Origin of the sequence: Saccharothrix lopnurensis (genome assembly GCF_042658445.1) — a bacterium.
Lineage (GTDB): Bacteria > Actinomycetota > Actinomycetes > Mycobacteriales > Pseudonocardiaceae > Actinosynnema > Actinosynnema lopnurensis.
Genome location: NZ_JBHSQO010000064.1, coordinates 15748 through 40701, shown reverse-complemented (window position 1 = coordinate 40701; position 24954 = coordinate 15748). Strand labels below are relative to the sequence as shown.

At 73.8% G+C, this 24954-nt stretch carries 29 protein-coding genes; 9 read left to right on the top strand and 20 right to left on the bottom strand.

The genetic code is table 11. From position 1 onward, the window contains the following. Positions 1-92: 92 nt before the first annotated feature. Positions 93-1031, bottom strand: a complete 939-nt coding sequence (locus ACFP3R_RS34840; protein WP_380642759.1) for an NAD(P)/FAD-dependent oxidoreductase — start codon at positions 1029-1031, stop codon at positions 93-95. A 152-nt stretch (positions 1032-1183) separates the two neighbouring features. On the opposite strand from ACFP3R_RS34840, the gene ACFP3R_RS34835 reads away from it, so the two are divergent. Continuing rightward, complete coding sequence (locus ACFP3R_RS34835) at positions 1184-1321, top strand: hypothetical protein (RefSeq protein WP_380642757.1); 138 nt, start codon at positions 1184-1186, stop codon at positions 1319-1321. Between the two features lie 59 nt (positions 1322-1380). Here the strand turns inward: ACFP3R_RS34835 and ACFP3R_RS34830 are convergent, their stop codons facing one another. Next, a complete protein-coding gene (locus tag ACFP3R_RS34830; protein WP_380642755.1) occupies positions 1381-1722 on the bottom strand; it encodes a nucleotide pyrophosphohydrolase in 342 nt (113 codons plus the stop codon). A 139-nt stretch (positions 1723-1861) separates the two neighbouring features. On the opposite strand from ACFP3R_RS34830, the gene ACFP3R_RS34825 reads away from it, so the two are divergent. Further along, positions 1862-2062 carry a hypothetical protein gene (locus ACFP3R_RS34825; RefSeq protein ID WP_380642753.1) on the top strand — a complete coding sequence of 67 codons (201 nt, stop codon included), beginning with the start codon at positions 1862-1864 and terminating at the stop codon, positions 2060-2062. On the opposite strand, the gene ACFP3R_RS34820 is transcribed toward ACFP3R_RS34825, so the two are convergent. The 3 genes from ACFP3R_RS34820 to ACFP3R_RS34810 form a co-directional block, all read right to left on the bottom strand. After that, a complete protein-coding gene (locus ACFP3R_RS34820; RefSeq protein ID WP_380642751.1) occupies positions 2029-2685 on the bottom strand; it encodes a class I SAM-dependent methyltransferase in 657 nt (218 codons plus the stop codon). The genes ACFP3R_RS34825 and ACFP3R_RS34820 overlap by 34 nt on opposite strands. Before the next feature lie 221 nt (positions 2686-2906). Beyond that, positions 2907-3995, bottom strand: a complete 1089-nt coding sequence (locus tag ACFP3R_RS34815; protein ID WP_380642749.1) for a helix-turn-helix domain-containing protein — start codon at positions 3993-3995, stop codon at positions 2907-2909. An 18-nt stretch (positions 3996-4013) separates the two neighbouring features. After that, on the bottom strand, positions 4014-4649 hold the full coding sequence (locus tag ACFP3R_RS34810; RefSeq protein WP_380642747.1) for a hypothetical protein: 636 nt from the start codon (positions 4647-4649) through the stop codon (positions 4014-4016). 173 nt (positions 4650-4822) lie between these two features. Here ACFP3R_RS34810 and ACFP3R_RS34805 point away from each other — a divergent pair, with 173 nt between their 5' ends. Next, on the top strand, positions 4823-6034 hold the full coding sequence (locus ACFP3R_RS34805) for a PP2C family protein-serine/threonine phosphatase (protein WP_380642745.1): 1212 nt from the start codon (positions 4823-4825) through the stop codon (positions 6032-6034). Between the two features lie 90 nt (positions 6035-6124). Here ACFP3R_RS34805 and ACFP3R_RS34800 read toward each other — a convergent pair whose 3' ends face one another. From ACFP3R_RS34800 to ACFP3R_RS34760, 9 genes are all read right to left on the bottom strand, one after another. Continuing rightward, a complete protein-coding gene (locus ACFP3R_RS34800; RefSeq protein WP_380642743.1) occupies positions 6125-6481 on the bottom strand; it encodes a peptidase inhibitor family I36 protein in 357 nt (118 codons plus the stop codon). Between the two features lie 70 nt (positions 6482-6551). Continuing rightward, positions 6552-6932 (bottom strand): HNH endonuclease, encoded by a 381-nt coding sequence (locus tag ACFP3R_RS34795; RefSeq protein WP_380642742.1) that lies wholly within the window; start codon positions 6930-6932, stop codon positions 6552-6554. Beyond that, the gene (locus ACFP3R_RS34790; RefSeq protein ID WP_380642740.1) at positions 6925-7749 is read right to left on the bottom strand and encodes a DUF72 domain-containing protein; all 825 of its coding nucleotides are present in this window, start codon (positions 7747-7749) and stop codon (positions 6925-6927) included. Before ACFP3R_RS34790 ends, ACFP3R_RS34795 begins: the two co-directional genes overlap by 8 nt. A gap of 105 nt (positions 7750-7854) precedes the next feature. After that, positions 7855-8586, bottom strand: a complete 732-nt coding sequence (locus ACFP3R_RS34785; RefSeq protein WP_380642738.1) for a DUF72 domain-containing protein — start codon at positions 8584-8586, stop codon at positions 7855-7857. 65 nt (positions 8587-8651) lie between these two features. Continuing rightward, entirely contained in the window at positions 8652-9104 is a 453-nt protein-coding gene (locus tag ACFP3R_RS34780; RefSeq protein WP_380642736.1) for a hypothetical protein, read from the bottom strand. A 227-nt stretch (positions 9105-9331) separates the two neighbouring features. After that, complete coding sequence (locus ACFP3R_RS34775; RefSeq protein ID WP_380642734.1) at positions 9332-11443, bottom strand: 3-hydroxyacyl-CoA dehydrogenase NAD-binding domain-containing protein; 2112 nt, start codon at positions 11441-11443, stop codon at positions 9332-9334. Continuing rightward, positions 11440-12660 carry a thiolase family protein gene (locus ACFP3R_RS34770; protein ID WP_380642732.1) on the bottom strand — a complete coding sequence of 407 codons (1221 nt, stop codon included), beginning with the start codon at positions 12658-12660 and terminating at the stop codon, positions 11440-11442. Before ACFP3R_RS34770 ends, ACFP3R_RS34775 begins: the two co-directional genes overlap by 4 nt. A gap of 44 nt (positions 12661-12704) precedes the next feature. Then, on the bottom strand, positions 12705-13154 hold the full coding sequence (locus tag ACFP3R_RS34765) for an ABA4-like family protein (RefSeq protein WP_380642730.1): 450 nt from the start codon (positions 13152-13154) through the stop codon (positions 12705-12707). Beyond that, a complete protein-coding gene (locus tag ACFP3R_RS34760) occupies positions 13151-14062 on the bottom strand; it encodes a hypothetical protein (RefSeq protein WP_380642728.1) in 912 nt (303 codons plus the stop codon). Before ACFP3R_RS34760 ends, ACFP3R_RS34765 begins: the two co-directional genes overlap by 4 nt. 91 nt (positions 14063-14153) lie before the next feature. Between ACFP3R_RS34760 and ACFP3R_RS34755 the strand changes: the two genes are divergently transcribed. Next, positions 14154-14789 carry a MerR family transcriptional regulator gene (locus ACFP3R_RS34755; protein ID WP_380642726.1) on the top strand — a complete coding sequence of 212 codons (636 nt, stop codon included), beginning with the start codon at positions 14154-14156 and terminating at the stop codon, positions 14787-14789. A 143-nt stretch (positions 14790-14932) separates the two neighbouring features. Here ACFP3R_RS34755 and ACFP3R_RS34750 read toward each other — a convergent pair whose 3' ends face one another. Together ACFP3R_RS34750 and ACFP3R_RS34745 are read right to left on the bottom strand one after the other, a co-directional pair. Further along, complete coding sequence (locus ACFP3R_RS34750) at positions 14933-16186, bottom strand: HRDC domain-containing protein (RefSeq protein ID WP_380642724.1); 1254 nt, start codon at positions 16184-16186, stop codon at positions 14933-14935. 68 nt (positions 16187-16254) lie between these two features. Then, positions 16255-16971, bottom strand: coding sequence for a response regulator (locus tag ACFP3R_RS34745; protein WP_015099292.1), 717 nt, complete (start codon positions 16969-16971; stop codon positions 16255-16257). 254 nt (positions 16972-17225) lie between these two features. Here ACFP3R_RS34745 and ACFP3R_RS34740 point away from each other — a divergent pair, with 254 nt between their 5' ends. Next, positions 17226-18383, top strand: a complete 1158-nt coding sequence (locus tag ACFP3R_RS34740) for a dipeptidase (RefSeq protein WP_380642722.1) — start codon at positions 17226-17228, stop codon at positions 18381-18383. Positions 18384-18393: 10 nt separating this feature from the next. Here the strand turns inward: ACFP3R_RS34740 and ACFP3R_RS34735 are convergent, their stop codons facing one another. Further along, positions 18394-18930, bottom strand: coding sequence for a DUF3000 domain-containing protein (locus ACFP3R_RS34735; protein WP_380642720.1), 537 nt, complete (start codon positions 18928-18930; stop codon positions 18394-18396). Positions 18931-19013: 83 nt separating this feature from the next. Here ACFP3R_RS34735 and hemE point away from each other — a divergent pair, with 83 nt between their 5' ends. The 3 genes from hemE to hemQ are packed head-to-tail and all read left to right on the top strand — an operon-like array spanning position 19014 to position 22199. Beyond that, complete coding sequence (gene hemE / locus ACFP3R_RS34730) at positions 19014-20066, top strand: uroporphyrinogen decarboxylase (RefSeq protein ID WP_380642718.1); 1053 nt, start codon at positions 19014-19016, stop codon at positions 20064-20066. After that, a complete protein-coding gene (hemG, locus tag ACFP3R_RS34725) occupies positions 20063-21481 on the top strand; it encodes a protoporphyrinogen oxidase (RefSeq protein WP_380642716.1) in 1419 nt (472 codons plus the stop codon). Before hemE ends, hemG begins: the two co-directional genes overlap by 4 nt. A 25-nt stretch (positions 21482-21506) precedes the next feature. Further along, complete coding sequence (gene hemQ, locus ACFP3R_RS34720; RefSeq protein WP_380642714.1) at positions 21507-22199, top strand: hydrogen peroxide-dependent heme synthase; 693 nt, start codon at positions 21507-21509, stop codon at positions 22197-22199. Positions 22200-22310: 111 nt separating this feature from the next. On the opposite strand, the gene ACFP3R_RS34715 is transcribed toward hemQ, so the two are convergent. Genes ACFP3R_RS34715 through ACFP3R_RS34705 form a run of 3 tightly spaced genes read right to left on the bottom strand, consistent with a single transcriptional unit; the run spans position 22311 to position 24078 of the window. After that, positions 22311-22907, bottom strand: coding sequence for a hypothetical protein (locus ACFP3R_RS34715; protein ID WP_380642712.1), 597 nt, complete (start codon positions 22905-22907; stop codon positions 22311-22313). Beyond that, positions 22907-23731, bottom strand: coding sequence for a WXG100 family type VII secretion target (locus ACFP3R_RS34710; protein WP_380642710.1), 825 nt, complete (start codon positions 23729-23731; stop codon positions 22907-22909). The genes ACFP3R_RS34715 and ACFP3R_RS34710 overlap by 1 nt, the downstream gene beginning before the upstream one ends. Beyond that, a complete protein-coding gene (locus ACFP3R_RS34705) occupies positions 23731-24078 on the bottom strand; it encodes a hypothetical protein (protein WP_380642708.1) in 348 nt (115 codons plus the stop codon). The genes ACFP3R_RS34710 and ACFP3R_RS34705 overlap by 1 nt, the downstream gene beginning before the upstream one ends. Positions 24079-24205: 127 nt before the next feature. Between ACFP3R_RS34705 and ACFP3R_RS34700 the strand changes: the two genes are divergently transcribed. Further along, the gene (locus ACFP3R_RS34700) at positions 24206-24781 is read left to right on the top strand and encodes a YbaB/EbfC family nucleoid-associated protein (RefSeq protein WP_380642706.1); all 576 of its coding nucleotides are present in this window, start codon (positions 24206-24208) and stop codon (positions 24779-24781) included. The last annotated feature ends 173 nt before the right edge of the window (positions 24782-24954 follow it).

The window sequence follows — 24954 nt, the reverse complement described above, 5'->3', positions numbered from 1 at the left end:
GAGAGTAGGACGCCGCCGAACATTCTTTCCCTCAGGGGCACCCGTGATCACGGGTGCCCCTGAGGGCTTTTTGCGTTCAACACCACCAACCCTCAGGACAGCCGAGCGGCGATGGCCTCGCCCAGCGCGGTCCCCGAGAGCCACGCCGTCTGGACCCTCGGCACGCCCCACGCGTCACCGGCGATGCCCACCATCCCGTCATCGAGGTGGAACGGCGCCTGCCCCTCCTCGCTCGGCCGGGCGAACGTCCACCGGTGCACGTGAACCCCCACAGCGGCAGGCAGCCCCAGCAATTCCCGCACCGCCGCCTCGATCTCCTCACCAGCGGCCAGGGCATCGGCCACGTACCGCTCCGCAAAGGCGTCCCGGGTGTGCGCGACGAGCACCGGAGCACCGTCCCCGCGCCGACTGCCGTCGTCGAACAGGGTGGTCAGGACCGGGTGGTCGTTGACGAACGCCCCGTGGAACTCCGTCCAGGTCCGCTCCTCGTACACCAGCGTGGCGACCAGCGAGGGCAACCACACCTGCCCGTCGGCCACCGCCCAGGTCTCACGCAGGCGCGGATCGAGCAGGCGCGCCGCCTGGGGACCCGGCATGGCCAGGGCGACGGCGTCCACCGCCGTGCCGTCCACGCGCGGTCCGGGTTCGATCCACTCGACGGCACGGGACGTCACCACGTCCAGTCCTGAAGCCAGCTCCTCGACCAGCGACCGGAGCCCACCCGGAGCCGACCACCGCACGGGCCCGGTGGTCCGCGAGACCTCGCCCCCGGAGTGCACGGTGAAGGTGTCCGTCCACTCCCGGGCCAACCCGGCCTCCCGCCACCGCCGCGCGACGGCGGCGAACCGGGGGTCCGACACGGTGAAGTACCCGGCACCGATATCGGCCCGACGTCCGTCGTAGCGCTTGGTCGCCATCCGGCCGCCGACGACGCGGGACCGTTCGACGACGCCGACGTCCAGACCCGCGTCGAGCAGCGCACGCGCGCACGCCAGGCCCGCGATTCCCGCGCCCACCACCACAACCCGCACCGCCGGGCCCCCTGAAGAGTCGTCACGTTCTGGTGGGCAGGACCGCTGACCGGGCGACGTGCCCGAGGCGAGCGGGTGACGGGACGCCCCCGCCCGGAATCCGTCCCTACGGTAACCGCACGAGCACCGATCCGTGGACGGGGAGGTCTCCAGTGCCGTGGCGATCGCAGGGACGACGGGGCAGGCACTCACGTGCCCCGCGAGGTTCACCGCCACCGATGTGGACGCCGGCGGTGCTCGCCCTGGTGCTGCTGGTCGCGCTGGTCCTGCTCCTGCTCACCTACGTGTGACCGTGTGACCGTGTGACCGGCGTGATTCGGTGAGCCCCGCCTTTTTCACCGGCCCGCCGTCACTCCACCGGCTCCAGCGACCCGTTGCCCGCCGGGAACCGGCGCTCGTTGCGCTCGATCTTGGCGAACGCGGCCTCCACCAGGTCCACGTCGAGCTTGTCGGCCAGGCGCACCAGGTAGTGCACGACGTCGGCCAGCTCGTCCCGCACGTTCCAGGCCAGCTCGGGGTCCTCCATGGCGCGGGCGGCCTCCTCGGGGGTGAGCCACTGGAACAGGTCGGTCAGCTCGCCCACCTCCCCGGACAGGGCCATCACGAGGTTCTTCGGCGTGTGGTACCGGTCCCAGTCGCGCGCGGCGGCGAACCGGCGCAGGGCGTCCCGCAGGTCTTCCAGGTTGTTCATGCCCGCAGAGCTACCACACGGTGGTCGCTGGGCCGCACACCGCGCACCCACTTGAACGCCATGCCGAACGCGGGCCCCACGACGTCGTCGCCCAGCTCCCGGCACCAGCGGCGGCCGTGAACGCCGGCGACCACGGCGCGTGGACACCGAGCGGCATGGACGACACCGAGTCGTCGACGGGGGCAGGGCGCCCGACTGCGCCGAGCTGTTGACCGGCTCGTTGACCGCGATCCGCGACGGGCACGACGCGCACCTGTCCGACGGGGTGCCCGCCGTCCTGGGCCACGGCGGGCGGTCGTTCGCGGACTACGCCAGGGGCGCGTCCGCGGCCTGGGCCTGAACCCGGGCCTGGGCGAGCACCAGCAGGTGCTCCTCGTCGGGCTGGCCCTCGCGGTCGGGGGAGAAGGCGGTGGTGCGGGACTCGACGACCACCAGCCCGGCGCGTTCGACGCGGCGCAGGAGGTCGGGAGCGGCGAAGCTGGTCAGGCGCACGGTGTGGCCGAGGAACGGGACCTCCACCTCCTCGACGTCCATCGGGACGGTGACCAGGGCCAGCAGCCCGCCCGGCTCCAGCCAGCGGGCGATCCGGCCCAGCACGGCCTCGACCTCGTCGCGTGTCATCTGGAGGAAGGGGAAGAACGCGCAGACGGCGTCCCACCGGTGCGGCGGTTCCCAGTCGCGGACGTCGGCCTGGACGAACTCGGCGCCGGGCACCTGCTCGGTGGCGATCTCGACCATGGTGCCCGACACGTCGATGCCGAGCACCCGGTGCCCGGCGGCGGCGAGGTCCTCGGCGGCGGGACGGCCGGTGCCGCTGCCGATGTCGAGGACGCGGGCCCGCTCGGGCAGGCGTTCGAGCAGGAGGCGGACCGCCTCGTCCACGGCGGGCGGGCGCCCGAACGCGTCCTCGTACCCGCGTCCGACGGCGTCGAACAGCTGGGCGGCGGTGAGCGGCTGGTTCACGATGGTCCTCCGTCCGGGCGCGGTCGGGCCGCGCCCCGTGGAATTCTGCTGGTCGCGGGTCGGAACGCCTAGCGCCGAGTGGGAACCCTGGCGCCTGCCCGGAACCCTGGCGCCGGGTCGGGACCCCGGCGCCGGGCGAAACACCTGGCGCCTGCCCGGACCTCGCCGTCGGTCCGGCCCCTGGTCCCGAGTTGGCAAGTCCGCCGCCTGCCCCGGAACGCCTAGTCCCCGGTCGGAACCCCCGGCGCCGGTCCGGGCACCCCGCCCGCACCCGAGCCCGCACCCGACCCCGCTCCCCGGACCAGGGCGAGGCGCGGCCGGGGGTGGTCCGCGCCGGCGCCCTCACCGGGCAGGGCGGTGAGCACGAGGCCGAACACCAGACCGTTCAGCTCCTCCACGTCGAGCAGCAGGTCACGGGCCACGCGGTGCGGTGTCGTGCCCTGCTCGCGCAACGCGCGGAACACCTTGGCCAGCAGCTGGGACGTCTCGCGGCGGGGCGCGTCGGCCGGGCGGCGGGCCAGGTGCCGGCACACGGCCGCGTACTGGACGGGGGTGAGCAGCCCGAGGTCGCGCAGGCGGTGGACCAGGGTGAGCGGGTCGACGTGCCAGGTGGCGGCGTGGGCGACGACCTGTTCGGTCAGCGCGCCCCTGGGCACCGCGGCCAGGACGCCGGCGCGGGGCAGCAGGAAGGCGGTGGCGAACGCGTCCACGTCGTCGGCGCCGACGAGCCTGCCCAGCTCGCGCGCGGCGTCGACGCGGGTCCGCGCGGGCGCGGCGGTCGGGTCGAGGAAGACGTACGGGGTGCCGTCGTGGCGGCAGGAGAACGGACCCGCCGCGGTGCAGTCCGGGGGCAGCGAGAACACCCGCACCCCGTGCGCCTCCAGCAGGTGGACCATGTTCGGCGCCGGGCGGTGGGGGATGCCCCAGCGGGCGCGCAGCATCCCGGCCGCGGTCTCCGGGTCGGGCTGCTCCCACGTCGGCACGTCCGGGTCCGGCAGGGTGAACGCGCCGGCAAGCCAGCCGGCGAAGCCGATCGCCAGGCGTGCCGCGCCGGTCGCCGCGTCCCGCTGCCGCCGCGCGGCCGGTCGGCTGAACGCGACCTCGACCTCGGGCACGTCCCCGGCCTCCAGGAAGGCGGGCGGGAAGCCGAGGGCGGCGGCCAGCCGGGCGGTGGTCCCGGGTCGGGGTCGGCGGCGGCCGTGCTCGTAGTCGCCGATGCTCGCCGGGCTCGTGCCGGCCTTGTGCGCCAGCTCCGCCGCGGTGAGACCGCGCCGGGTGCGGGCCAGGGCGAGGCGCGACGGCGTGAGCATGATCGCGCCATTCTCGCACTACCGCTTCAGCGTGACGCTTACCTCCACGTCGTCGGGCCCGTCGGCGCCCCGCGGTGTCGGCAGCGGCCCGAACACCAGCGGCGGCAGCGTGATGCGGCTGGCCCAGCGGTCGACGACCTGGCCCTGCGGGGTGGGTTCCGGCTGGGCGACCTCGCGGAGCACGACCAGCCGGTCGCCCCGCTGGTGCGGGTAGGTGACCAGGAACCACAGCTTCTGCTCGTGGGTGTGCAGCGAGTCGAACAGCGTGAACTGGTCGCGGTCGTTGCCGCGCATCATCGCCGCGATCGCCGGGCCCTTGGCGTAGTCGCTGCGCAGCGGGGCGCCGTCCGTGCCGGTGTGCCGGTTGCCCTGGAGGGTGCCCAGCACGACCGGTTTGGTCGGGTGCTGCACCAGGCCCGCGTTCCACTTGTCGACCCTGGTCCAGCCCTCGTCGACGAGGATCTCCCGCAGCTTGCCGACGCGGTGGATCCAGTCGAGCAGCCCGGCGCCGTTGGTCGGGCCGAGGGGAGGCGCGGAGGCCCGCGCGTCCACGCCCGCCCAGATCGCCTCGTCCAGGTGGTCGACGCGCAGGCCGAGTTCGGCGAGCCGCGCGTGGTGGTCCGCGGTCAGCTCGGCGGCGTTCGACATCTGCATGACTTGCACGGTAGCCGCGGGCACCGACAATTTCCGGGTGGGCGGGCTCGTGGTCCCGCCGGGTCGCGGTCCGGGTGAGAAGATGGGTCCATGGACGCGCGCGACGGCGACGACGTGGTCGTGACCGGCACGGCTCCCGCGACGTGCCGCGCGGGCTCCGTGGTGGTCACGGCGTGATCTGCGGTGCCGGGAGCCACCCGGACCACGACCACGCGGCTTTCTCGGCCCTCCTGGAGGACGACGCGGAAGACCTCTACGACAACGCGCCGTGCGGTTACCTGTCCACGATGCTGGACGGGCGGATCGCGAAGGTGAACGACACCCTGCTGCGCTGGCTCGGTTACGAGCGGGAGGAGCTGGTGGGGCGGCGGCGGTTCGCGGACCTGCTCAACGTCGGCGGCCGGCTCTACCACGAGACCCACTTCGCGCCGCTGCTGCGGATGCACGGCGAGGTGCGGGGCGTGGCGCTGGAGATGGTCGCCGCCGACGGCACCCGGCTGCCGGTCCTGGTCAGCTCCACGGTCCGGACGGGTGCCGGGGGACAGCCGGTGCTGATCCGCACCACGGTGTTCGACGCCGGTGACCGCCGGGCGTACGAGAAGGAGCTGCTGCGCGCCCGGCGGCAGGCCGAGAAGGAGCGCGACGAGGTCCGGGAGCTCGCGACGACCCTCCAGCGCACCCTGCTGCCGCCGGTCCTGCCGGACATCCCGGGCATCGAGCTGGCCGCCCACTACCACCACGCGTCCCACTACCAGGTCGGCGGCGACTTCTACGACGTGTTCCCCCTGGCCGACGGCCGGTGGGGGCTGTTCCTGGGCGACGTGTGCGGCAAGGGCGCCAAGGCGGCGGCGGTGACGTCCCTGACCCGCTACGCGCTGCGGTCGGCGGCCGTGTACGACCCGGACCCGGTCACCGTGCTGGACAACCTCAACACCGTGCTCAACCAGGAGCAGGACCAGGCGGTCTCGCGCTTCTGCACGGTCACCTTCGGCGTGCTGGCGGTCGAACCGGGAGGCGGGGTGCTCACCCTGGCCACCGGCGGCCACCCGCCGGGCCTGCTGCTGAGGGCCGACGGCGGCGCCGGGTACGTGGACATGCCGGGTGGCCAGCTGGTCGGCGCCCTGCCCGACGCGGTGATGGCGGAGACCGAGGTGCGCCTGGGTGAGGGCGACACGTTCGTCCTGTACTCGGACGGCCTCACCGAGGCCAGGACCGGGCCGGACACCCGCTACGAGGAGGAGGCGCTGCTGGAGTTCGCGGCCGACCTCGCCCCCACCACGGCGGCGGGTGCGGTGGAGGCGATCCGGGGTCTGCTCGCGCGGCTCGGCGAGGGCGTCGACGACGACACGGCGGTGCTGGCGGTGGGGGTGCCGCGCCGGGGGTGAGGGTCGGGATCGGTGCTCGTGGGGCGTGCCACACCGGGCGCGGTGGAGAGTCGGTCCCCCACCGCGCCACCGCCGTTCAGGGCGGGAGCATCACGACTCCCACACCTGCACGGCTCTCACCACGAAAGGCGCGTCCGGCACGTACGTGCCCTTGCCCGGGTAGGTCGTGAACTCCGCCTCCGTCGAACACCCCGCCCCCTGGTACACCGACGTGTCCCGGGTCAGGTGGTTGACGAACGACCTGGCCACGAACCCGTCGGGCAGGGGTATGCACTCGCCGGGGTTGGCTGTCTCCAGGTCGAGGCGGTGCGCCTGACCCGCGTAGTCGGCCCCGGACCACGCGCAGAACTCGCCGCGGTCGCACTCGGGGACGGCCCGCGTGATCTGCGCGGACGCGGTGCCGCTGGTCAGGAGGGTGGTGGCGATGAGGGCCGTGATCGTCTTCATGGCTCCAGGTTCCACAAACCCGGGCACCTTGTCGCGATCTTGGGCGCCGGTTCACCGGTTCGTGTCGTTTTCAGGCGGCGCGGCGCCTCAACCTGCGCAGTTGCCCCTCCAGGTACGGCCTCGCCCGGCGTTGGCCGCCCCGGACGGTGATGGCCCCGGCCAGCGCGGTCAGGACCCGGGTCACGCGGTCGGTGTCCGGGTGCCAGCCGCGCCGCTCGCACTCGGCCAGCCAGTCGGAGGGCGACAGGTGGCCCCGCGCGCGGTTGCAGCGCCGGCAGGCCGCCACCTCGTTCTCCAGCCACGACGGGCCGCCCTTGACGCGGGGGACCAGGTGGTCGGTGGTGGGGGTGACCTGGCCGGTGAACGGGCGGCGGCACCAGGCGCAGTCGTCGCCGTCGCGGGCGATGGCCAGCGTCAGGCGGGCGGCGCGGTCCAGCAGCGGGTCAGCCATCGGCCAGGCGGGCGGCGAGCCTGATGGCGTCGTGCGGGGCGGCCGCGTCCGTGTCGTTGTCGAAGTACGCGTACACGTCGTGGTCCGCCGACCACCCGCGCACCTTCCGCGCCCACGCGTCCAGCCCGGCGTCGGTGTAGCTGCCGTGGTAGAGCGCCTGGTTGCCGTGCAGGCGCAGGTAGGCGAAGTCGGCCGTCACGTCCTCCAGGTACGGGTAGGTGCCCGCCGAGTGGGACACGACCAGGCCGATGCCGTGCGCGCGGAGCAGGTCGAGGAACTCCGGGCGCGCGAACGAGGGGTGCCGGACCTCCAGGGCGTGCCGCAGCGGCCGGTCCGCCTCGGTGGTGGTCCACGACCGCTCCTCCGGCAGGCGCTCGTCGTGGTGCTCGGCCAGCTTGGCGGCCTCCCGCGTGGTGCGGGGGAGCAGGTCGAAGAACGTCGCCAGGCGGTCCGGGTCGTGGGCCGTCCGAGGGGGCAGCTGCCACAGGAACGGCCCCAGCTTCTCCTCCAGGGCCAGGATCCCGGACGCGAAGAAGTTCGCCAGGGGCGTCTCCACGTCGCGCAGTTGCTTGAGGTGCGTGATGAAGCGCCCGCCCTTGACCGCGAACACGAAGTCGGCCGGGGTCTGCGCCGCCCACGCCAGGTAGCTGGACGGCCGTTGCAGCGAGTAGAACGAGCCGTTCAGCTCGACCGAGCCCACCAGTCGCGAGAGGTGCTCCAGCTCCCGGCGCCGCACCAGCCCCTCCGGGTAGAACGCGCCACGCCGCCAGTGGGGGTACACCCACCCCGACGTCCCGATCCGCACCTGTCCGGCCATGGCACGCGGGTACCCCGCCCGGCCCCCACCGCACCCGGTGTCGGAGGTCGGCCGCGCGACCGACGCCCGCGCCGGGCACCCCGTACGTCGAGCCGGACCCCGGGCTCAGCCGACCCGTTCCGCCAACGCCTGGGCGTCGTGCGGCGCGGCGCCGCGCATCGTGTTGTCGAAGTACACGTACACGTCGCGGTCCCGCGCCCACTCCCGCACCCGCCGCGCCCACCGGTCCAGCGCCGAGTCGGTGTAGGCGCTGGCGTACAGCTCCTGGTCGCCGTGCAGCCGCACGTACACGAAGTCCGCCGCGCCCACCTCCACCGGCTGCGGGAACCGGCCCGCCGACTCGGCCACGCACAGCGCCACACCGCGCTCGGTCAGCATCCGGACCAGCTCGGGGTGGTCCCAGCCGGGGTGCCTGATCTCCAGCGCGTGCCGCACGGGCGGGCCGGGCAGCAGGTCGAGGAACGCGGCCAGCCGCTCGGCCCGCCACGGCAGGGTCGGCGGCAGCTGCCACAGCACCGGCCCGAGCTTGGTCCCCAGGTCGAGCACCCCGGACTCGTAGAACTCCGCGACGTCCCGGTCGATGTCCTCCAGGCGCTTGTGGTGGGTCACCTCGCGGTGGCCCTTGACCGCGAACACGAAGTCCTCCGGCACGCGCTCGAACCACGACTTGTAGTCGGCGGGCTTGCGCAGGCCGTAGAACGTGCCGTTGATCTCCACGGTGTCGAGCCGGTTCGCCAGGAACTGGAGCTCGGTGCGCTGCGGCAGGCCGCGCGGGTAGAAGTCGCCGCGCCACTCGGGGAAGTGCCAGCCCGACGTGCCCACCCTGATCGTGCCCACGCGGACCGAGGTGCCCGAATCCCGCGCGGGCGAAACACCCCGGACCGGCCGCCGGGAACCAACCGTCAGAACCCGGCCCCGTCCAGCGCCCCCGTCACCACCCGGTCCACCCGCGCCTGCCGCGGGTCCCGGGCCAGCGCCTCGGCGCACGGGCACCCCGCCAGGTCGCTGCCGCACAGGTACACCCCCAGCACCCGCAGGCTCCGGGCCGTCTGCCGCAACCGCGCCGCGCCACGCAACCGCACCTGCCCGTACACGGCCTTCGCCAGCTGGTACGGCGCGCCGGGCCCCAGGTCGACGCACGCCTGGCTGTCCAGCTCCTCGGCCACGTGTGCGAGGGGGCGGCACCCGCCGGCCCGCGCCGAGCGCACGAGCCGCTGGTCCAGCTTGGCGACGAGCCGCCGGGCCACCTCGTCGCGCCACCCGCGGTCCGAGCGCAGGAAGGCGACCAGCTCCTCCACCCGCACGGGGTCGGGGCGCGGGCGGCGGGCACGTGACCTGAGGCGGTGGGGGCTCATGCCACCCAACATCGGGGCGGGTACAGGGCCCCGCGAGGGCTTCACCCGCCTGCGCGCCCGGCTCCAGCCGGACGCACCAGCGGACGGACACCGGGTGTCAGGGCGCCGGGTGTCAGGGCGCCGGGTGTCAGGGCGCCGGCGCTGCCGAGGACCGGGCGCCCCGACACGCGCCGTCGACGCCGCCGAGCCCGGCCGCGAGGTGCGCCCGGGCTCGGCGGTGGGGTCCGCTACGCCGGGACGGAGGCGACGCCGGGGGCGAGGAACCGCTTGCCCGTCACCTTCTCCGAGATGCCCGAGCGGTCCAGGTACGGGGTGATGCCGCCCAGCCAGAACGGCCAGCCCGCGCCGAGGATCATGCACAGGTCGATGTCCTGCGCCTCGGCCACCACGCCCTCGTCGAGCATGACGCGGATCTCCTCGGCCATGGCCTCCAGCGCCCGGGAGAAGACCTCCTCGCCGGTGGCGGGCTGGTCGCCGAACTGCCACAGCGCCTGCACCTCGGGGTCGACGGTCTGCCGGCCCGTCGAGTCCCACTGCCACACCGCGGCCTTGCCGGCCTCGACGAACCGCGCCATGTTCGCCGACACGCCGAAGCGGTCGGGGAACGCGCGGTGCATCGTCTCGGCCACGTGCAGGGCCACGGGCGGGCCGACGAGCTGGAGCAGCACCAGCGGGGACATCGGCAGGCCCAGCGGCTCGGTGGCCCGGTCCGCCACCTCGAACGGCGTGCCCTCGTCGATGGACTTGACGACCTCGCCCATGAACCGGGTCAGCAGCCGGTTCACCACGAACGCGGGCGCGTCCTTGACCAGCACCGAGGACTTCTTCAGCTGCTTGCCGACCGCGAACGCGGTGGCCAGGGTGGCGTCGTCGGTCCGGTCGGCGCGCACGATCTCCAGCAGCGGCATGACCGCCACCGGGTTGAAGAAGTGGAACCCGACGACCCGCTCCGGGTGCTTGAGGCCCGAGGCCATCTCGGTGATCGACAGCGACGAGGTGTTGGTGGCCAGCACGGTCTCGGGCGAGACGTGCTCCTCGACCTCGGCGAACACCTGCCGCTTGACGCCCAGGTCCTCGAACACGGCCTCGATGACGAAGTCCGCGTCGGCGAACGCGGCCTTGTCCAGCGAGCCGGTCACCAGCGCCTTGAGGCGGTTGGCCTGGTCGGGGGACACGCGCTTCTTGCCCAGCAGCTTGTCGACCTCGCCGTGCACGTACCCGACGCCCTTGTCCACGCGCGCCTGGTCGACGTCCGTCAGCACGACGGGCACCTCCAGCCGCCGCGCGAACAGCAGCGCCATCTGCGAGGCCATCAGGCCCGCGCCGACGATGCCGACCTTGGTCACCTTGCGCGCCAGCGACCGGTCCGGCGCGCCCGCGGGCCGCTTGGCCCGCTTCTGCACCAGGTTGAACGAGTACAGCCCGGCCCGCAGCTCGTCGCTCATCACGACGTCGGCCAGCGCCTCGGTCTCGGCCGCGTAACCGCGGTCGAGGTCGTTCTCGCGCGCCAGCTCCAGCAGCTCCAGGGCCTTGAGCGCGCCCGGCGACGCGCCCTTGGTCCGGCCCTCGACGATGGCGCGGGCGCGGGCCACGGCCGCGTCCCAGCCCTCGCCGCGGTCGATCTCCCGGCGGGCGGGGGTGGTCTCGCCGCGCACCACGGAGGCCAGCCACAGCAGCGACTGCTCCAGGTAGTCCGCGGAGTCGAACAGCACGTCGGCGATGCCCAGCTCCAGCGCCTGCTCGGGCCGCAGCACCTTGTTCTGGTTCAACGCGTTCTCGAAGATCACGGTGACCGCGTCGTTCGGGCCGATCAGGTTGGGCAGCAGCTGCGTGCCGCCCCAGCCCGGGAACAGGCCCAGGAACACCTCGGGCAGCGCGATGGCCGCCGCGTTGGACGCCAGGGTCCGGTAGTGGCAGGACAGCGCCAGCTCCAGGCCGCCGCCCATGACCGCGCCGTTGACGAAGGCGAAGGTGGGGATCTCCGACTCGGTGAACCTGCGGAACACGTCGTGCCCGAGCCGGCCGGTGGTCAGCGCCTGCTCGCGCTCCGACGCGCCCTCGACGGCGGTCAGGTCCGCGCCGACGGCGAAGACGAACGGCTTGCCGGTCACCGCGATGGCCACCGGGTTCGCCGCGGCGGCCTCGTCGAACGCCTGGCCGAGGCTCACCAGGGACTGCGGGCCGAACGTGGACGGCCGGGTGTGGTCGTGGCCGTTGTCGATGGTGATGAGGGCGACCTGGCCGGTCAGTCCCGGCACGGTCAGCAACCGGGTCCGGGCGGTGGTGACGACCTCGTCGGGGAACAGGGCCCTGGCCTCGTCGGCGGTCAACGCGGTCACTTGGCTTCTCCGTTCCAGTGCGGGTTCTCCCAGATCACGGTGCCGCCCATGCCGATGCCGATGCACATCGTGGTGATGCCGTAGCGCACGTCCGGGCGCTCGGCGAACTGCCGCGACAGCTGCGTCATCAGGCGCACGCCCGAGGAGGCGAGCGGGTGGCCCACGGCGATCGCGCCGCCCCACTGGTTGACCCGCGGGTCGTCCTCGGCGATGCCGAAGTGGTCGAGGAAGGCGAGCACCTGCACGGCGAACGCCTCGTTGATCTCGAACAGGCCGATGTCCTCGATGGACAGGCCGGCGCGCCGGAGGGCCTTCTCGGTGGCGGGCACCGGGCCGACGCCCATGACCTCGGGCTCGACGCCCAGGAACGAGTAGCCGACCAGGCGCATCCCGACCGGCAGGCCCAGCTCCCGCGCGGTCTCCTCCTCGGCCAGGATGCAGCCGGTGGCGCCGTCGTTGAGGCCCGCCGCGTTGCCCGCGGTGACGCGGCCGTGCGGGCGGAACGGGGTCTTGAGCCGGGCCAGGTCCTCGACCGTGGTGCCGGGGCGCGGCGGCTCGTCGGCGGTGGCCAGGCCCCAGCCGTGCTCGGCGGAGCGGGTGGCGACCGGGACGAGCTCGGGGCCGATCTTGCCGTTCTTCACCGCGTCGGCGTACTTGGCCTGGGAGGCGGCGGCGTAGGCGTCGGCGCGCTCCTTGGTGATGGCGGGGAACCGGTCGTGCAGGTTCTCCGCGGTGGAGCCCATCACCAGGGCCGAGGGGTCGACGATCTTGTCGGACAGGAACCGCGGGTTGGGGTCGACGCCCTCGCCCATCGGGTGGCGGCCCATGTGCTCGACGCCGCCCGCGATCACCACGTCGTAGGCGCCGAACGCGATGCCGCTGGCCGAGGTGGTCACGGCGGTCATGGCGCCCGCGCACATGCGGTCGATCGCGTACCCGGGCACGGACTTCGGCAGGCCCGCGAGCAGCGCCGCGGTGCGGCCGATGGTCAGGCCCTGGTCGCCGGTCTGCGTGGTGGCGGCGATGGCCACCTCGTCGACCCGCTCCGGGGGCAGCTCGGGGTGGCGGCGCAGCAGCTCGCGGATCACCTTGACGACCAGGTCGTCGGCACGGGTCTCCGCGAAGATCCCCTTGGGTCCGGCCTTGCCGAACGGCGTGCGCACACCGTCCACGAAGACCACGTTGCGAACGCGTGCCGGCGCTACTGGTGCGGCCACGGCGTCTCCTCTCCTACCGATCGGTAACACAACTCTAGCCCCAGTTACTCATGGGTAACCACACTGGTGGCCCTGTCGGGTGTGTCACAGAGGCGCCGGACGACGAGGAAGACCGCGAAACCGAGCGGCGCGACGAGGATCGTGGCCACCAGGAGGGGGCCCATGAGCAGCGGGTGCACGCCCAGCCTGCGGCCCTCCCGGTACATCCACGCGCCGACCAGCAGGTCCCAGGCGATCACGTGCGCCCAGAACGCCGACGTGCCCCACGCCGAGGCCGCCAGTTCCCGCATCGAGCCCAGTTCCGGGCTGCTCACCGCCGTCAGCAGCTCGGGCACGTGCCCGGCGACCAGGACCGCGTAGATCGCCACCGGCGGTACCGCGATCAGCGGCGAGGACACGATCCGCGCGGTCCACGACCACGTCGGGGCGAAGATCATCAGGGCCCAGAACGGGGCGGTGAGCCAGAACGTGAGCTGGAACAGGAACCCGGTCACACCGACACCGCCTCTCGCTCGACCCGGACCCGCTCCGGCTGCCGCGCCCGCAGCGCCAGCGCCGAGGCGCCGACGGTCCAGGTCGCCACGACCAGCGCGCCCAGGGCGGTGAACAGGTCCGGCCGCAGCAGCGGCTGGCCGCGCAGCGCCTGCCAGGTCACCAGGGCCATCAGGCCCGCGTAGCCGATCGCGACCGCCCAGGCGAACGAGACCGTCGCGCGGCGGCGGAACAGGATCACGGCCAGCGGGAGCACCTGGAGGGCGTGGATGCCGACGAAGTGGGGGACGCGCAGGTCGCCGCCCGTGGTGTTCCAGCCGGTCAGCGGCATCTGCTCGCCGCCGGAGGGCACGCCGACGCTGTGCGAGCCGACGATGCCCGCGGCGACCTCCGCGGAATCCACGTTGGCGGTCATCAGCAGACCCAGGGCCAGGCCGACCAGGGCCAGCGCCAGGCCGAGTCGGATCGCGGCGCCCGCCGCGCGGTCGGTGAAGCGGGTGCGGGCCAGCACCGCCGAGATCACCGCGTGCATGATCCACATGGTGAGGATGGTGACCGTCATGACGTTCCACATGAGCTGGTCGAACGGGGTGGCGGTGTTGAAGTGGCTCCGCTCGCCCCGCAGCACCTGGACGATGATGACCGCCATCTCGGCGGTGAGGGCGACGGCGATGACGGTGCCCGCCCACCGGGCGGTGCGGCGGAAGCGGGTGACGAAGGTGAGCATCCAGGCCAGCGTGACCCCGTACAGGGCGAGGGACACGCTGAACTTGAACGGCTTGAACCAGATGGGTGACCCGACCAGGACCCGGTCGTCCACCACCATGCCGATCGACGAGACGAGCACCAGGGCGGTCATGAGCAGGGAGAACAGGATCAACGGCGGGTGCCACCGGAGTAAGCGGACCATCTCGTACTCCTAAAACAGATAGTGATACTGTCCATTAGTGGATAGCACCAGTATCCATATCGGAAGTCCTCAGGGGAAGGGACGCGGGCCCATGCGCATCGCGGAGTTGAGCCGGCGCAGCGGTGTGCCCGTGCCGACGATCAAGTACTACCTGCGGGAGGGGTTGCTCCCGGCCGGGGAGCTGACCAGTCCCAACCAGGCGCGCTACGCCGACGCCCACCTGCACCGGCTGCGGCTCGTGCGGGCGATGGTCGAGATGGGCGGGCTGTCGATCGCGGCGGTCCGCGACGTGCTCGGGACGCTGGACGACCCCGAGATGTCGCTGCACAAGGCCATGGGCACGGTCACGGCCGCGGTGGCGTCACCGGACCCCGACGTGACCGACGAGGTGGCGCACGAGCAGGCGCTGGCGTTCGTCGAGCGGCAGGGCTGGGAGTGCGCGCAGGACTCGTTCGCGTTCACGGCGCTGGTCGACGTGCTGGCCACGGCGCGCGAGGTCGGGCAGCGCCGGTTCGTCGACCTGCTGGACGACTACGCGCGGGCCTGCCTCCAGCTCGCCGAGGTCGACCTGGACTACGTGCTGCGGATGGACTCGAAGGACGAGGCGCTGGAGGGCGTCGTCGTGGGCACCGTCCTGGGTGACGCGGCCGTGGCCGCCCTGCGCGCGATGGCCCGCCACGAGGTCTCCGAGCGCCGGCAGGACCCCGAGGCCGATCCTGAAGGCTGAACTCGGGGGTCGCGAACGTTGAACTCGGGGGTCGCGAACGTACGACTCGCCCGGCCGGAACGTACGACTCGCCGGGCTTGGGGGGAAGCTTCGGCGAGTCGTACGTTCGTGACCGGTGAGTCGTACGTCCAGGACCCCCGAGTTCAGCGTTCGGGGGGTGTCGGGGTGTTCAGGGCTTCCGAGAGGGCCGTGGCGGTCAGGTCGACCTGCCAGGTGCGGGCGCCGGCCTCGCGCAGGGTCTCGGCCACGCCGGCGGGCGTGGCGTCGGCCGGCGGTTGCCAGCAGGTGCGCCGCACCAGGTCCGGGAGCAGCAGGTTCTCCACGGGCAGGGTGTTGGCCTCCGCGATGGCGGTCAGCGCCGCGCGGGCGGCGGCCAGGCGGGCCGCGGCGGCCGGGTCCTTGTCCGCCCACCGGTTGGGCGGGGGAGGGCCGTCGTGCTGCTGGGACGCCTCGGGGAGTTCGGTCCGGGGCAGGGCCGCGGCGCGCTGGAGCGCCCCCATCCACACCCCGGCCATGCGTCGTTGCGCCCGGCCCCGGAAGACGGGCAGGGCGAGGAGGGCCGGCTCGTCCGCGGGGTTGCGGGAGGCGGCCTCGACCAGCGCCGAGTCCGGCAGCACCCGGCCCGGCGCGATGTCGCGCTCCCGGGCGAGGGCGTCGCGGGCCTCCCAGAGGGAGCGCACCGCGGCCAGCTGCCTCGGGCTGCGGATCCGGTGGATGCCCGACGTGCGGCGCCACGGCTCCGCGCGCGGGCGCGGCAGGGGAGCCGTGCGGGCGGCCTCGAACTCCTCGAGCGCCCACCCGAGCTTCCCCTGCCGCTTGAGCTCCTGTTCGAGCACATCACGCAGCTCGACCAGCAGTTCGACGTCGAGTGCGGCGTAGTTGAGCCAGTCGGCGGGCAGGGGCCGGCGCGACCAGTCGGCCGCACCGTGCCCCTTCTCCAACCGAAAGCCCAACAGCCGCTCGACGAGCGTGCCCAGCGCCACCCGCTCGAAACCGGCCAGCCTGCCCGCCAGCTCGGTGTCGAACAACGCGCTCGGACGCAACCCGAGTTCGGCGAGGCACGGCAGGTCCTGGGACGCCGCGTGCAACACCCACTCCGTCCCGTCCAGCGCCTCGACCAGCGGGTCGAGCCGACCGCCCAGGGCGATCGGGTCGACCAGCACGGTCCCGGCGCCTGCCCGGCGCAACTGCACCAGGTAGGCCCGTTGCGAGTAGCGGTAGCCCGAGGCTCGCTCGGTGTCCACCGCGACCGGACCCGTCGCTCCGGCGAGCGCCTCAGCGGCACGCCGGAGCGACGGAGCGTCGGCGACCACCGGTGGCACCCCGTCAGCGGGTTCCACCAGCGGCACCGGATCAGCCCCGGTTGGTTCGGTTGGCTCGTCGGAGGGTACGTCCACGGCGGAAGACCCTACGACGAACGCACCACTCGCGGGTGTGTTCGGCCGGTTCAGTGCGGTAACCCGCCTCAGCGGATCACGCCGGCACGCATGGCCAGCGCGACCATCTGAGCCCGATCCCCGGTGCCCAGCTTGCGCCCGATCCGCGACAGGTGGGACTTCACCGTCAGCGCGGAAAGGCTGAGTGCTTCGCCGATCTCCTTGTTGCTCTGGCCATCGGCGACCAGCTGGAGGACCTCGACCTCACGCGCGGAGAGTTCCCGCGGCGTGTTGTCGGTGCCCGGCACCCTCGTGCCCGCGGCGAGCACGGGCGCGACGCTCGGGTCTGCGTAGACGCCGCCGTCGAGGACCCTGCGCACCCCGTCGGTGACCACCATCGGCGAGGCGGACTTCAGCAGGTACGCCTGGGCGCCCGCCTGGAAGGCCGACCTGACCGCGTAGGGGTCGTCGGAGGACGCGAGGACCACGATGCGGGGCCAGCCCTGGGCACGGAGTTCCGTGACCAGGTCGATGCCGGTGCCGTCCGGCAGACCCAGATCGAGGATCGCGAGATCACACGGTCCGGTTGCGAGTGCCCGCGCCCGAGCCTCCGCGACCGAAGCCGCCTCATGCACTGTCCCGGCTCCCATCTGGGTGAGCCGGGCGCTTATCGCCTCCCTCAGCAGCGGGTGGTCGTCGACCACCAACACCGAAAAAAGCTCCTCCCGCGGGTGCGGGACCATGTTCGCCGGCAACGAGCCGGCTGGCGTGGTACGAACGGCCTGACCTAAGCCGACGGCAGCCACGTCACTACCTCCCTGGAGTCGGTCGTGCCCCCCGACCGGCACCGGGACTTTCGTCCAATCAGCCGCGCCACTGATCGACCGAAAGTGGTGTCGTCTGGGGCAGCGTAGCCGCCCAAGCGGGTCTACGGGACGATCAATCGGGTATCTATCCCGAATGAGTTGTCACTGATGGCTCTCGTTGTCACACGATCGGTGGACAACTCGAACGGTCGCGTAACGCGAACCGTTCTCACGACGACATCAAGGAGTTGGGCGTGCCGAGCAGCGCGGGTCGGGGCCGGGCCGAGGAACTGCTGGCCCGGGTGCCCCTCGTCGACGGCCACAACGACCTCCCGTGGGCGCTGCGCGAGCTCGCCGCCGCGGGGTCGTTGAGTGAAAAGTCAACGCCCGGTGATCCCACCACGAACGCCTCGGTCGTCGACCTGACGACGCGTCAGCCGGCGTTGCAGACCGACCTGGTCCGGGCCCGCGAGGGCCGGTTGGGGATGCAGTTCTGGTCCGTCTGGGTCCCCTGCCGACCGGCGGGCGACGCAGCGGTCACCGCCGTGCTGGAGCAGGTGGAACTGGTCCACGAGCTCGTCGCCCGCTACCCCGACCACCTCCGCCTGGCCACGACCGCCGACGAGGCCGAACGGGCGTTCGCGGACGGGCGGACGGCCTCGCTGATCGGCGCGGAGGGCGGGCACTCCATCAACGGCTCCCCGGGCGTGCTGCGGGCGTTGCGCAGGCTCGGCGTGCGCTACCTGACCCTCACCCACAACGAGAACACCCCGTGGGCCGACTCGGCCACCGACGAGCCCGTCCACGGCGGCCTGACCGCCTTCGGGCGCGAGGTGGTGCGGGAGATGAACCGCCTCGGGATGCTGGTCGACCTGTCCCACGTCGCCGCGACCACCATGCGCGACGCGCTGGACACCACCTCGCGGCCGGTCGTGTTCAGCCACTCGTCCTGCCGGGCCGTGGCCGACCACCCCCGCAACGTCCCCGACGACGTCCTGGCGCGGCTGGCGGCCAACGGCGGCGTCTGCATGATCACCTTCGTCCCGCAGTTCGTCTCCCCCGCCTACGCGGCCTGGGACGCCCGCCTCAAGGAGGCCATGGACGCGGCCGGGGAGCGCCACAACGACCTGGTCGCCCGCAACCGGTTCGCCGCGGGGTGGCCCGAGCCCACGCCCCGCGTGACGATCGACGACGTGGTGGCGCACCTGGAGCACGCCCGCGAGGTGGCGGGCGTCGACCACATCGGGCTCGGCGGCGACTACGACGGCGTGCCCGCGCAGCCCGAGGGCCTGGCGGACGTCTCCGGCTACCCCGACCTGTTCGCGGCGCTGCTCGACCGGGGGTGGAGCGAGGACGACTGCGCCGGGCTCGCCGGCCGCAACGCCCTGCGGGTGCTGCGCGACAACGAGTGAGGCGGCCGGGCTACCGCAGCGAGGTCACGCCGATCGGCGGGAGGCCGACGGCGGTGGCCATCAGGTCGTAGAACGCCGTGCCGTGCGCCGACAGGTCCTCCGTGCGGGCCGTCCACGACGCCCGCAGCTCCAGGTCGTCGGTGCGCGCCGGGCCCGCGATGTCGCCGAACCGGGCCGAGGACGTCTGGGTCACCGTGCCGCCCAGCGCCAGGAACCCCGCGCCCGCCACCTCCAGCGCCTCGGCCAGCCACGACCAGCCGACCTCCGGCAGCAGCGGGTCGGCGGCCAGCTCGGCGTCCAGCTCCACCCGCACGTAGGCGACCAGCCGGAACACCCCCGACCACGCCTCGACGCCCTCCGGGTCGTGCAGCAGCACCAGCCGCCCGGTGGACAGCTCGTCGCCGGGCCCGGTCACCTCCGCGGTGAGCGCGAAGGCCCAGGGCGCCAGCCGCTGCGGCGGGCGCACCTCGGTCAGCTCCAGCTCCGGCCGGGTCCGCACCGACCTGAGCGTCGCCACCGCACGCCGGAACAGTTCGGGCTCCGTCACACCACGGACTGTAGGCCCCGCGCGGCGCCGCGCGGGCGCGGCACGCCGGACCCCGGCCGGCCCGCCGACCAACCCGTGGGACGATGTCGGGCGAGATGAACGACATCACCGAAGCCCCGTTGCTCGTGGCCGCGCGCGGCGGCCGGCCGTCCCGGACGCCGGTCTGGTTCATGCGCCAGGCGGGCCGCTCACTGCCCGAGTACCGCAAGCTGCGCGAGGGCACCGCGATGCTGGACGCCTGCCTGGACCCGGAGCTGGTCTGCGAGATCACCCTCCAGCCCGTGCGCAGGCACGACGTGGACGGCGCGATCCTGTTCTCCGACATCGTCGTGCCGCTCAAGGCCGCCGGCGTCGACCTCGACATCGTGCCGGGCACCGGCCCCGTGGTCGCCGAGCCGGTGGCCACCCGCGCCGACGTCGACCGGCTGCCCGAGCTGCACGAGGAGCAGGTGCGGCCGGTGGTCGAGGCGATCCGGCTGCTCAACGCCGAGCTGGGCGACGTGCCGCTGATCGGCTTCGCGGGCGCCCCGTTCACCCTCGCCTCCTACCTGGTCGAGGGCGGGCCCAGCAAGCACCACGAGCGCACCAAGGCGCTCATGCACGGCGACCCGGGGCTGTGGCACGCGCTGCTGGACAAGCTCGCCGGCATCACCGCCGAGTTCCTGCGGGTGCAGGTCGCGGCGGGCGTCAAGGTGGTGCAGCTGTTCGACTCGTGGGCGGGCGCGCTGTCCGAGCGCGACTACCGCGAGTTCGTCCTCCCGCACTCCACCCGGGTGCTGGGCGGGATCACCGGCGTGCCGCGCATCCACTTCGGCGTCGGCACCTCCGAGCTGCTGCCCGCGATGCGCGAGGCCGGCGCGGACGTCGTCGGCGTCGACTGGCGCACCCCGCTGGACGTGGCGGTCGGGCGGCTGGAGGCCGCCGCGCCGCACCTGCCCAAGCCGGTGGTCCAGGGCAACCTCGACCCGGCGCTGCTGTTCGCGGGCCTGCCCGCGCTGGAGCGCGAGGTCGAGCGGATCAAGCGCGAGGGTGAGGCCGCGGCCGGCCACATCTTCAACCTCGGCCACGGCGTGCTGCCCGACACCGACCCGGACGTGATCACCCGGGCCGTCGAGCTGGTGCACCGGACGGGGTGAGGGCGTTGCGCGTCGCGGTGGTCGGCGGCGGGGTCTCGGGCCTGGCCGCGGCGCACCGCCTGCGCCACCTGCTCGGTCCCGCCGTGGAGATCACCGTGGTCGAGCAGGCCCACCGGCTGGGCGGCAAGCTGCGCACCGCCGAGGTCGGCGGGCGCGCCTACGACGTGGGCGCGGAGGCGTTCCTGCACCGCCGCCCCGAGGCCGCCGAGCTGGTGGCCGAGCTGGGCCTGGGCGACCGGCTGGTGCACCCGGGCCGCGCGGCGGCGAGCATCCACGCGGGCGGCGCCACCCGGTCCGTGCCCGCCCACACCCTGATGGGTGTCCCCGCGTCGGTGGAGGCCGTGCGGCACGTGCTGTCGCCGGAGGGCGTGCGGCGCGTCGCGGCCGAGCCGACCCTGCCGCCGATCCGACTCGACGGCGGTGACGTCGCGGTGGGCACGCTGCTGACCGAGCGCTTCGGCCCCGAGGTGGGCGAACGCCTGGTCGGGCCGCTGCTGGGCGGCGTGTACGCGGGCCGCACCGAGCACCTGGGCCTGCGCGCCACCATGCCGCAGCTGGCCTCCGCGCTGGACTCGGGCGTCGGCTCGCTGCTGGCGGCCGCCGCCACCGCGATCCCCGCGCCACCCCGGTCGGGGGTCCCCCGGCCGCCGGTCTTCGGCACGCTGCGCGACGGCCTGTCGACCCTGGTCGACCGGCTGGCCGAGGTGTCCGGCGCGCGGCTGCGGCTGGGCCTGCCGGTGCGCGCCCTGGCCCGCGCCGGGCACGGCTGGCGGCTGGAGATCGGTTCGGCCGCCGCCCCCGAGCACCTGGACGTCGACGGCGTGGTGCTGGCCGTGCCCGCGCCCGCCGCGCGCCGGCTGCTCGCCGACGTCGCGCCCGCCGCGTCCCGCCGCTACGGCGAGGTCGAGCTGGCGTCCATGGCGGTGGTGGCGCTGGCCCTGCCGCCCGGCACCGGGCTGCCCGAGCGCTCCGGCGTGCTGCTGGCCGAGGGCGAGCGCGACGCGGACGGCGTCCCGTTCACCGCCAAGGCGTTCACCTTCTCCGGCCGCAAGTGGGACCACCTGGCGGGCGAGCCGGTGCTGGTGCGCGGCAGCGTCGGCCGGCACGGCGAGGCCCACCTGCTCCAGCGCGACGACGACGAGCTGGTCGCGGCGGTCCGGCACGACCTGGCGCGGCTGACCGGCGTGGAGGCGCGGCCGGTCGACGTGGTCGTCACCCGGTGGGGCGGCGGCCTGCCCCAGTACGGGGTGGGCCACCTGGACCTGGTGCGCGACATCGAGGACGCGGTGGCCGCGGTGCCCGGCCTGGCCGTGGCGGGCGCGACGCTGCACGGCGTCGGCATCCCCGCCTGCATCGCCACCGGCGACGCCGCGGCCGCCCGTGTCGCCTCTCACGTGCTGGGCCGGATCCGGTGAACACCCCGAGTGGGAGGATGGGGCCATGGCCCGCCTGAACTACAACGAGCTCAACGACACCATCCGCTACACCATGTGGTCCGTCTTCCGGGTCGAGCCCGGCCGGCTGCCCGACGACCGCGGCCCGGCCGCCGCGGAGGCCCAGGAGTACCTGGACGGCCTGGCCGCCAAGGGCGTGGTGGTGCGCGGGGTGTACGACGTGGCGGGCCTGCGCGCGGACGCCGACTTCATGATCTGGTGGCACGCCGAGGAGGTCGAGCAGGTCCAGCACGCCTACACCGGGTTCCGCCGCACCGCGGTGGGCCGCGCCTCGACGCCGGTGTGGAGCCAGGTCGCGCTGCACCGGCCCGCGGAGTTCAACCGCAGCCACATCCCGGCGTTCCTGGCCGGCGAGGAGGCGCGCAAGTACATCTGCGTGTACCCGTTCGTGCGGTCCTACGAGTGGTACCTGCTGCCCGACGAGGACCGCCGCAAGATGCTCGCCGACCACGGCAAGGAGGCGCGGGACTACCCGGACGTGCGGGCGAACACGGTCGCGTCGTTCGCGCTGGGCGACTACGAGTGGATCCTCGCGTTCGAGGCCGACGAGCTGCACCGGATCGTGGACCTGATGCGGCACCTGCGCGGCACCGAGGCGCGCCGCCACGTGCGCGAGGAGATCCCGTTCTACACGGGCACGCGGGTGCCGGCCGCCGAGCTGGTCACGAACCTGCCGTAGGGCGGGCTGGGCCGCGGTGCCGAGCGCGGCCGGATCACGCGGCCCGAGCGTGGCAGGCTACGTGGCCCCGCCGAGCGCGGCAGGCTACGCGGCCCCGCCGAGCGCGACCGGCTACGCGGCCCCGCCGAGCGCGGCGACGACCCTCCGGGCGTGGGCGCTGCCGACGTGCGCGCCGAACGTGCCGAGCACCAGCCACGAGCCGTCCCGGAAGACCAGGCCGAACCGCCCCCGCGCGAGCAGCCGGGGGCGGCGCTCGGCGGCCACCACGTCCCCGCGCGGCGCGCTCCACACCTCCCGCAGCCGCTCGTCGTCCTTGACCAGCACCACCACCCGCCGCGCGGTCACGGCCAGGAAGCTGTGCCCGGTGGCGGCGGCCTCGACCCGCCTGGCCAGGGACCCGGCGGGCCCGAAGCAGGTGCGCCCGCCGATCCAGCGCTCCGGGAAGTCGGCGGGCAGGTCCAGCGACGGCGCGGCGAAGGCCACGCCGCCGATGCCGGACACTGCCTTGCCGACCCAGCCCTCGGTGGGCACCGCGCGGGCCAGCCGGTCGGTCGCCCGGCCCACCGGGGTGGTCCAGAAGTCCGGCTCGGCCCCGCCTCGCGCCCCGTAGGCCACGCCGACCGAGGCGAGGGCGAGCAGGGCCTCGCCGGGCGGCAGCGCCGCCCGCGCGTCCTCGCCCCACACCTCCAGGTCGTCGACCAACGGCATCAGTTGTCGTCCGTGGCGTAGTCGTAGACTTCCTTGCCCATGTTGAGCAGGCCGCCCGCGGGGCCGCCGGGCACGGGCTCGCCGATCGCCTGGCCGAGCGGGATGCGCACCGGCGCGGTGTAGACCGACTTCATCACGCCGAGGGCGATGCCCTCCTTGCTGAAGGTGCCCGCGGCCTTCTTCAGGGCCTTGATCGCCTTCAGGCCCTCCTTGTACGCCTTGGCGGCGTCGGCGAGCTTGCGCAGCAGGTTCGACAGCTTCATCAGCAGGTCGGCCAGCTTCTTCACGATCTTCATGACCTTGCCCAGCGTGGCGGCGGCCTTCGCGGCGGCCGCGGCGGCGCCGGCGGCCAGCGAGGCGCCGAAGCTGATCACCGACAGCGAGAGGCTGACCAGCAGGTCGGTCACCAGCATCATGATCAGGTCGATCACCAGGTCGATGATCAGGTTGGCCGCGTCGACGCAGCCCTTGGCGGCCTCCACCAGCATCCCGGACGTGTCCTGCACGTTCTGGGCGAGCTGGTCGACCTGCTCCTCGATCTCGGTGAGCCTGGTGTTGAAGCTGTCCGCCGCCGGGCCCTGCCACACACCGGTGACGGCCTGCCGGGCGCTCGCCTCGTCGGACACGATCGCGCGGATGTCGGTGGCGGCCTTCTCCCACGCGTCCGCGGCGCGGATCAGGTCGTCCGGGTCGCCGGCGACCCAGTCGATCGCCTCCAGGAACGGCGTGAGCAGCGGCCGGATGATGCCCTGGACGGGGCCGGGGCAGCCGTTGAGGAAGGTCTCGATCTTGTTGTTGACCTCGACGGTCGTGCTGGGGCTCATCAACCCACCTTCGGGACGGTGATGCCGGACAGGCCCTGCGCGACCTGGTCCATGAGCGCGCCCAGGCCGGTGTCGTGGTTGACGTACTCCTGGTGGGTGTCGCGCACCGACTCGGCGATGTCGCGCATCGCCTCGGCGCACTCCCTGAGGTCGGCCAGCGTGGAGTTCACCCGCTCCTCGTAGGTCGCGTAGATCTCGCCGCTGGACGGCATCTTCCCGAACGACTCGCGCCCCACCCGGGCCGCCTCCAGCGCGGCCACGACCTGGTCGAACCGGTCCCCGCGCTGGTCCGACGTGCCCGCGAAATCGAGGATGCCCTCAAGCCTGACGTCGAACTTCGCCGTCATCACGCCCCCTTTCGGCTGCGGTTGCTCCGACGGCGGGAGGCCCGCGCCGGTTCCACCGGATCCGGAAATCATCCACCGTTCGGTGCACTAGCCTGCCACCCGACACCGACCACGGAGCGAGGGTGCGATGCGGGAAGACCTGGAGCAGAAGCTGGACCGGCTGACCCGGCTCGCCGCGCAGAAGCAGCAGCAGGCCGACGACCTGCGGGGGCAGCTGGCCGACCTGCGGGTCACCCGGCAGTCGCCCGACGGGACGCTGACCGCGACCGTGACCGCCAACGGCCAGCTCGTCGACCTGCGCATCGACGACCGGGCGCTGCGCGCCGGCGGCCGCCAGCTCGCCTCGACCCTGCTGAACCTGGTCTTCCAGGCGTCGTCGGCGGCGGCCCAGCAGGTCCAGGGCCTGGCCGCGCCGCTGCTGGAGGACAGCTCGATCGACCCGTCGCAGCTGGGCGTCTCCGCCACGCCGCCGGTGCAGGCCCCGCCGCCGGGGTTCCCGCCGCCGCAGCAGCCGCAACAGCAGGGCCAGTTCCTCCAGTCGGCCTCGCCGCAGCAGGCCGCCTACCCGCCGCCCGCCCAGCCCCCGGTGCAGCAGCCGCCCGCCCCGCAGCCCCCGGCCCCGCAGGCGCGGCCCGCGCGGCGGCCGGCGGAGGAGGACCCGGACGAGGGCACCGGTTCGATCTTCCGCCGGGACACGTGGTGATCCCCCGGGGCACGTGGTGACGCCTCCCGGCGGCTGATCCGGCGGGCGCGGACCGCGGTGTGCCCGGAGGTGTCGCCGAGCCGGCAGACCGGCCAACCGCCGCGCCGCCGGGCACGGTGGTCCGCGCGGGGAGGCGGTGACCGGCACGCCGTTCCCGGGGTGGGGGCGCCCAC

Coding starts and splice junctions, on each gene's coding strand:
- ACFP3R_RS34830 (WP_380642755.1), bottom strand. CDS start 1,722: ATGAACAACCTGGAAGACCTGCGGGACGCCCTGCGCCGGTTCGCCGCC.
- ACFP3R_RS34815 (WP_380642749.1), bottom strand. CDS start 3,995: ATGCTCACGCCGTCGCGCCTCGCCCTGGCCCGCACCCGGCGCGGTCTC.
- ACFP3R_RS34810 (WP_380642747.1), bottom strand. CDS start 4,649: ATGCAGATGTCGAACGCCGCCGAGCTGACCGCGGACCACCACGCGCGG.
- ACFP3R_RS34800 (WP_380642743.1), bottom strand. CDS start 6,481: ATGAAGACGATCACGGCCCTCATCGCCACCACCCTCCTGACCAGCGGC.
- ACFP3R_RS34795 (WP_380642742.1), bottom strand. CDS start 6,932: ATGGCTGACCCGCTGCTGGACCGCGCCGCCCGCCTGACGCTGGCCATC.
- ACFP3R_RS34790 (WP_380642740.1), bottom strand. CDS start 7,749: ATGGCCGGACAGGTGCGGATCGGGACGTCGGGGTGGGTGTACCCCCAC.
- ACFP3R_RS34780 (WP_380642736.1), bottom strand. CDS start 9,104: ATGAGCCCCCACCGCCTCAGGTCACGTGCCCGCCGCCCGCGCCCCGAC.
- ACFP3R_RS34760 (WP_380642728.1), bottom strand. CDS start 14,062: ATGGTCCGCTTACTCCGGTGGCACCCGCCGTTGATCCTGTTCTCCCTG.
- ACFP3R_RS34755 (WP_380642726.1), top strand. CDS start 14,154: ATGCGCATCGCGGAGTTGAGCCGGCGCAGCGGTGTGCCCGTGCCGACG.
- hemE (WP_380642718.1), top strand. CDS start 19,014: ATGTCGGGCGAGATGAACGACATCACCGAAGCCCCGTTGCTCGTGGCC.
- hemQ (WP_380642714.1), top strand. CDS start 21,507: ATGGCCCGCCTGAACTACAACGAGCTCAACGACACCATCCGCTACACC.
- ACFP3R_RS34715 (WP_380642712.1), bottom strand. CDS start 22,907: ATGCCGTTGGTCGACGACCTGGAGGTGTGGGGCGAGGACGCGCGGGCG.
- ACFP3R_RS34710 (WP_380642710.1), bottom strand. CDS start 23,731: ATGAGCCCCAGCACGACCGTCGAGGTCAACAACAAGATCGAGACCTTC.
- ACFP3R_RS34705 (WP_380642708.1), bottom strand. CDS start 24,078: ATGACGGCGAAGTTCGACGTCAGGCTTGAGGGCATCCTCGATTTCGCG.
- ACFP3R_RS34700 (WP_380642706.1), top strand. CDS start 24,206: ATGCGGGAAGACCTGGAGCAGAAGCTGGACCGGCTGACCCGGCTCGCC.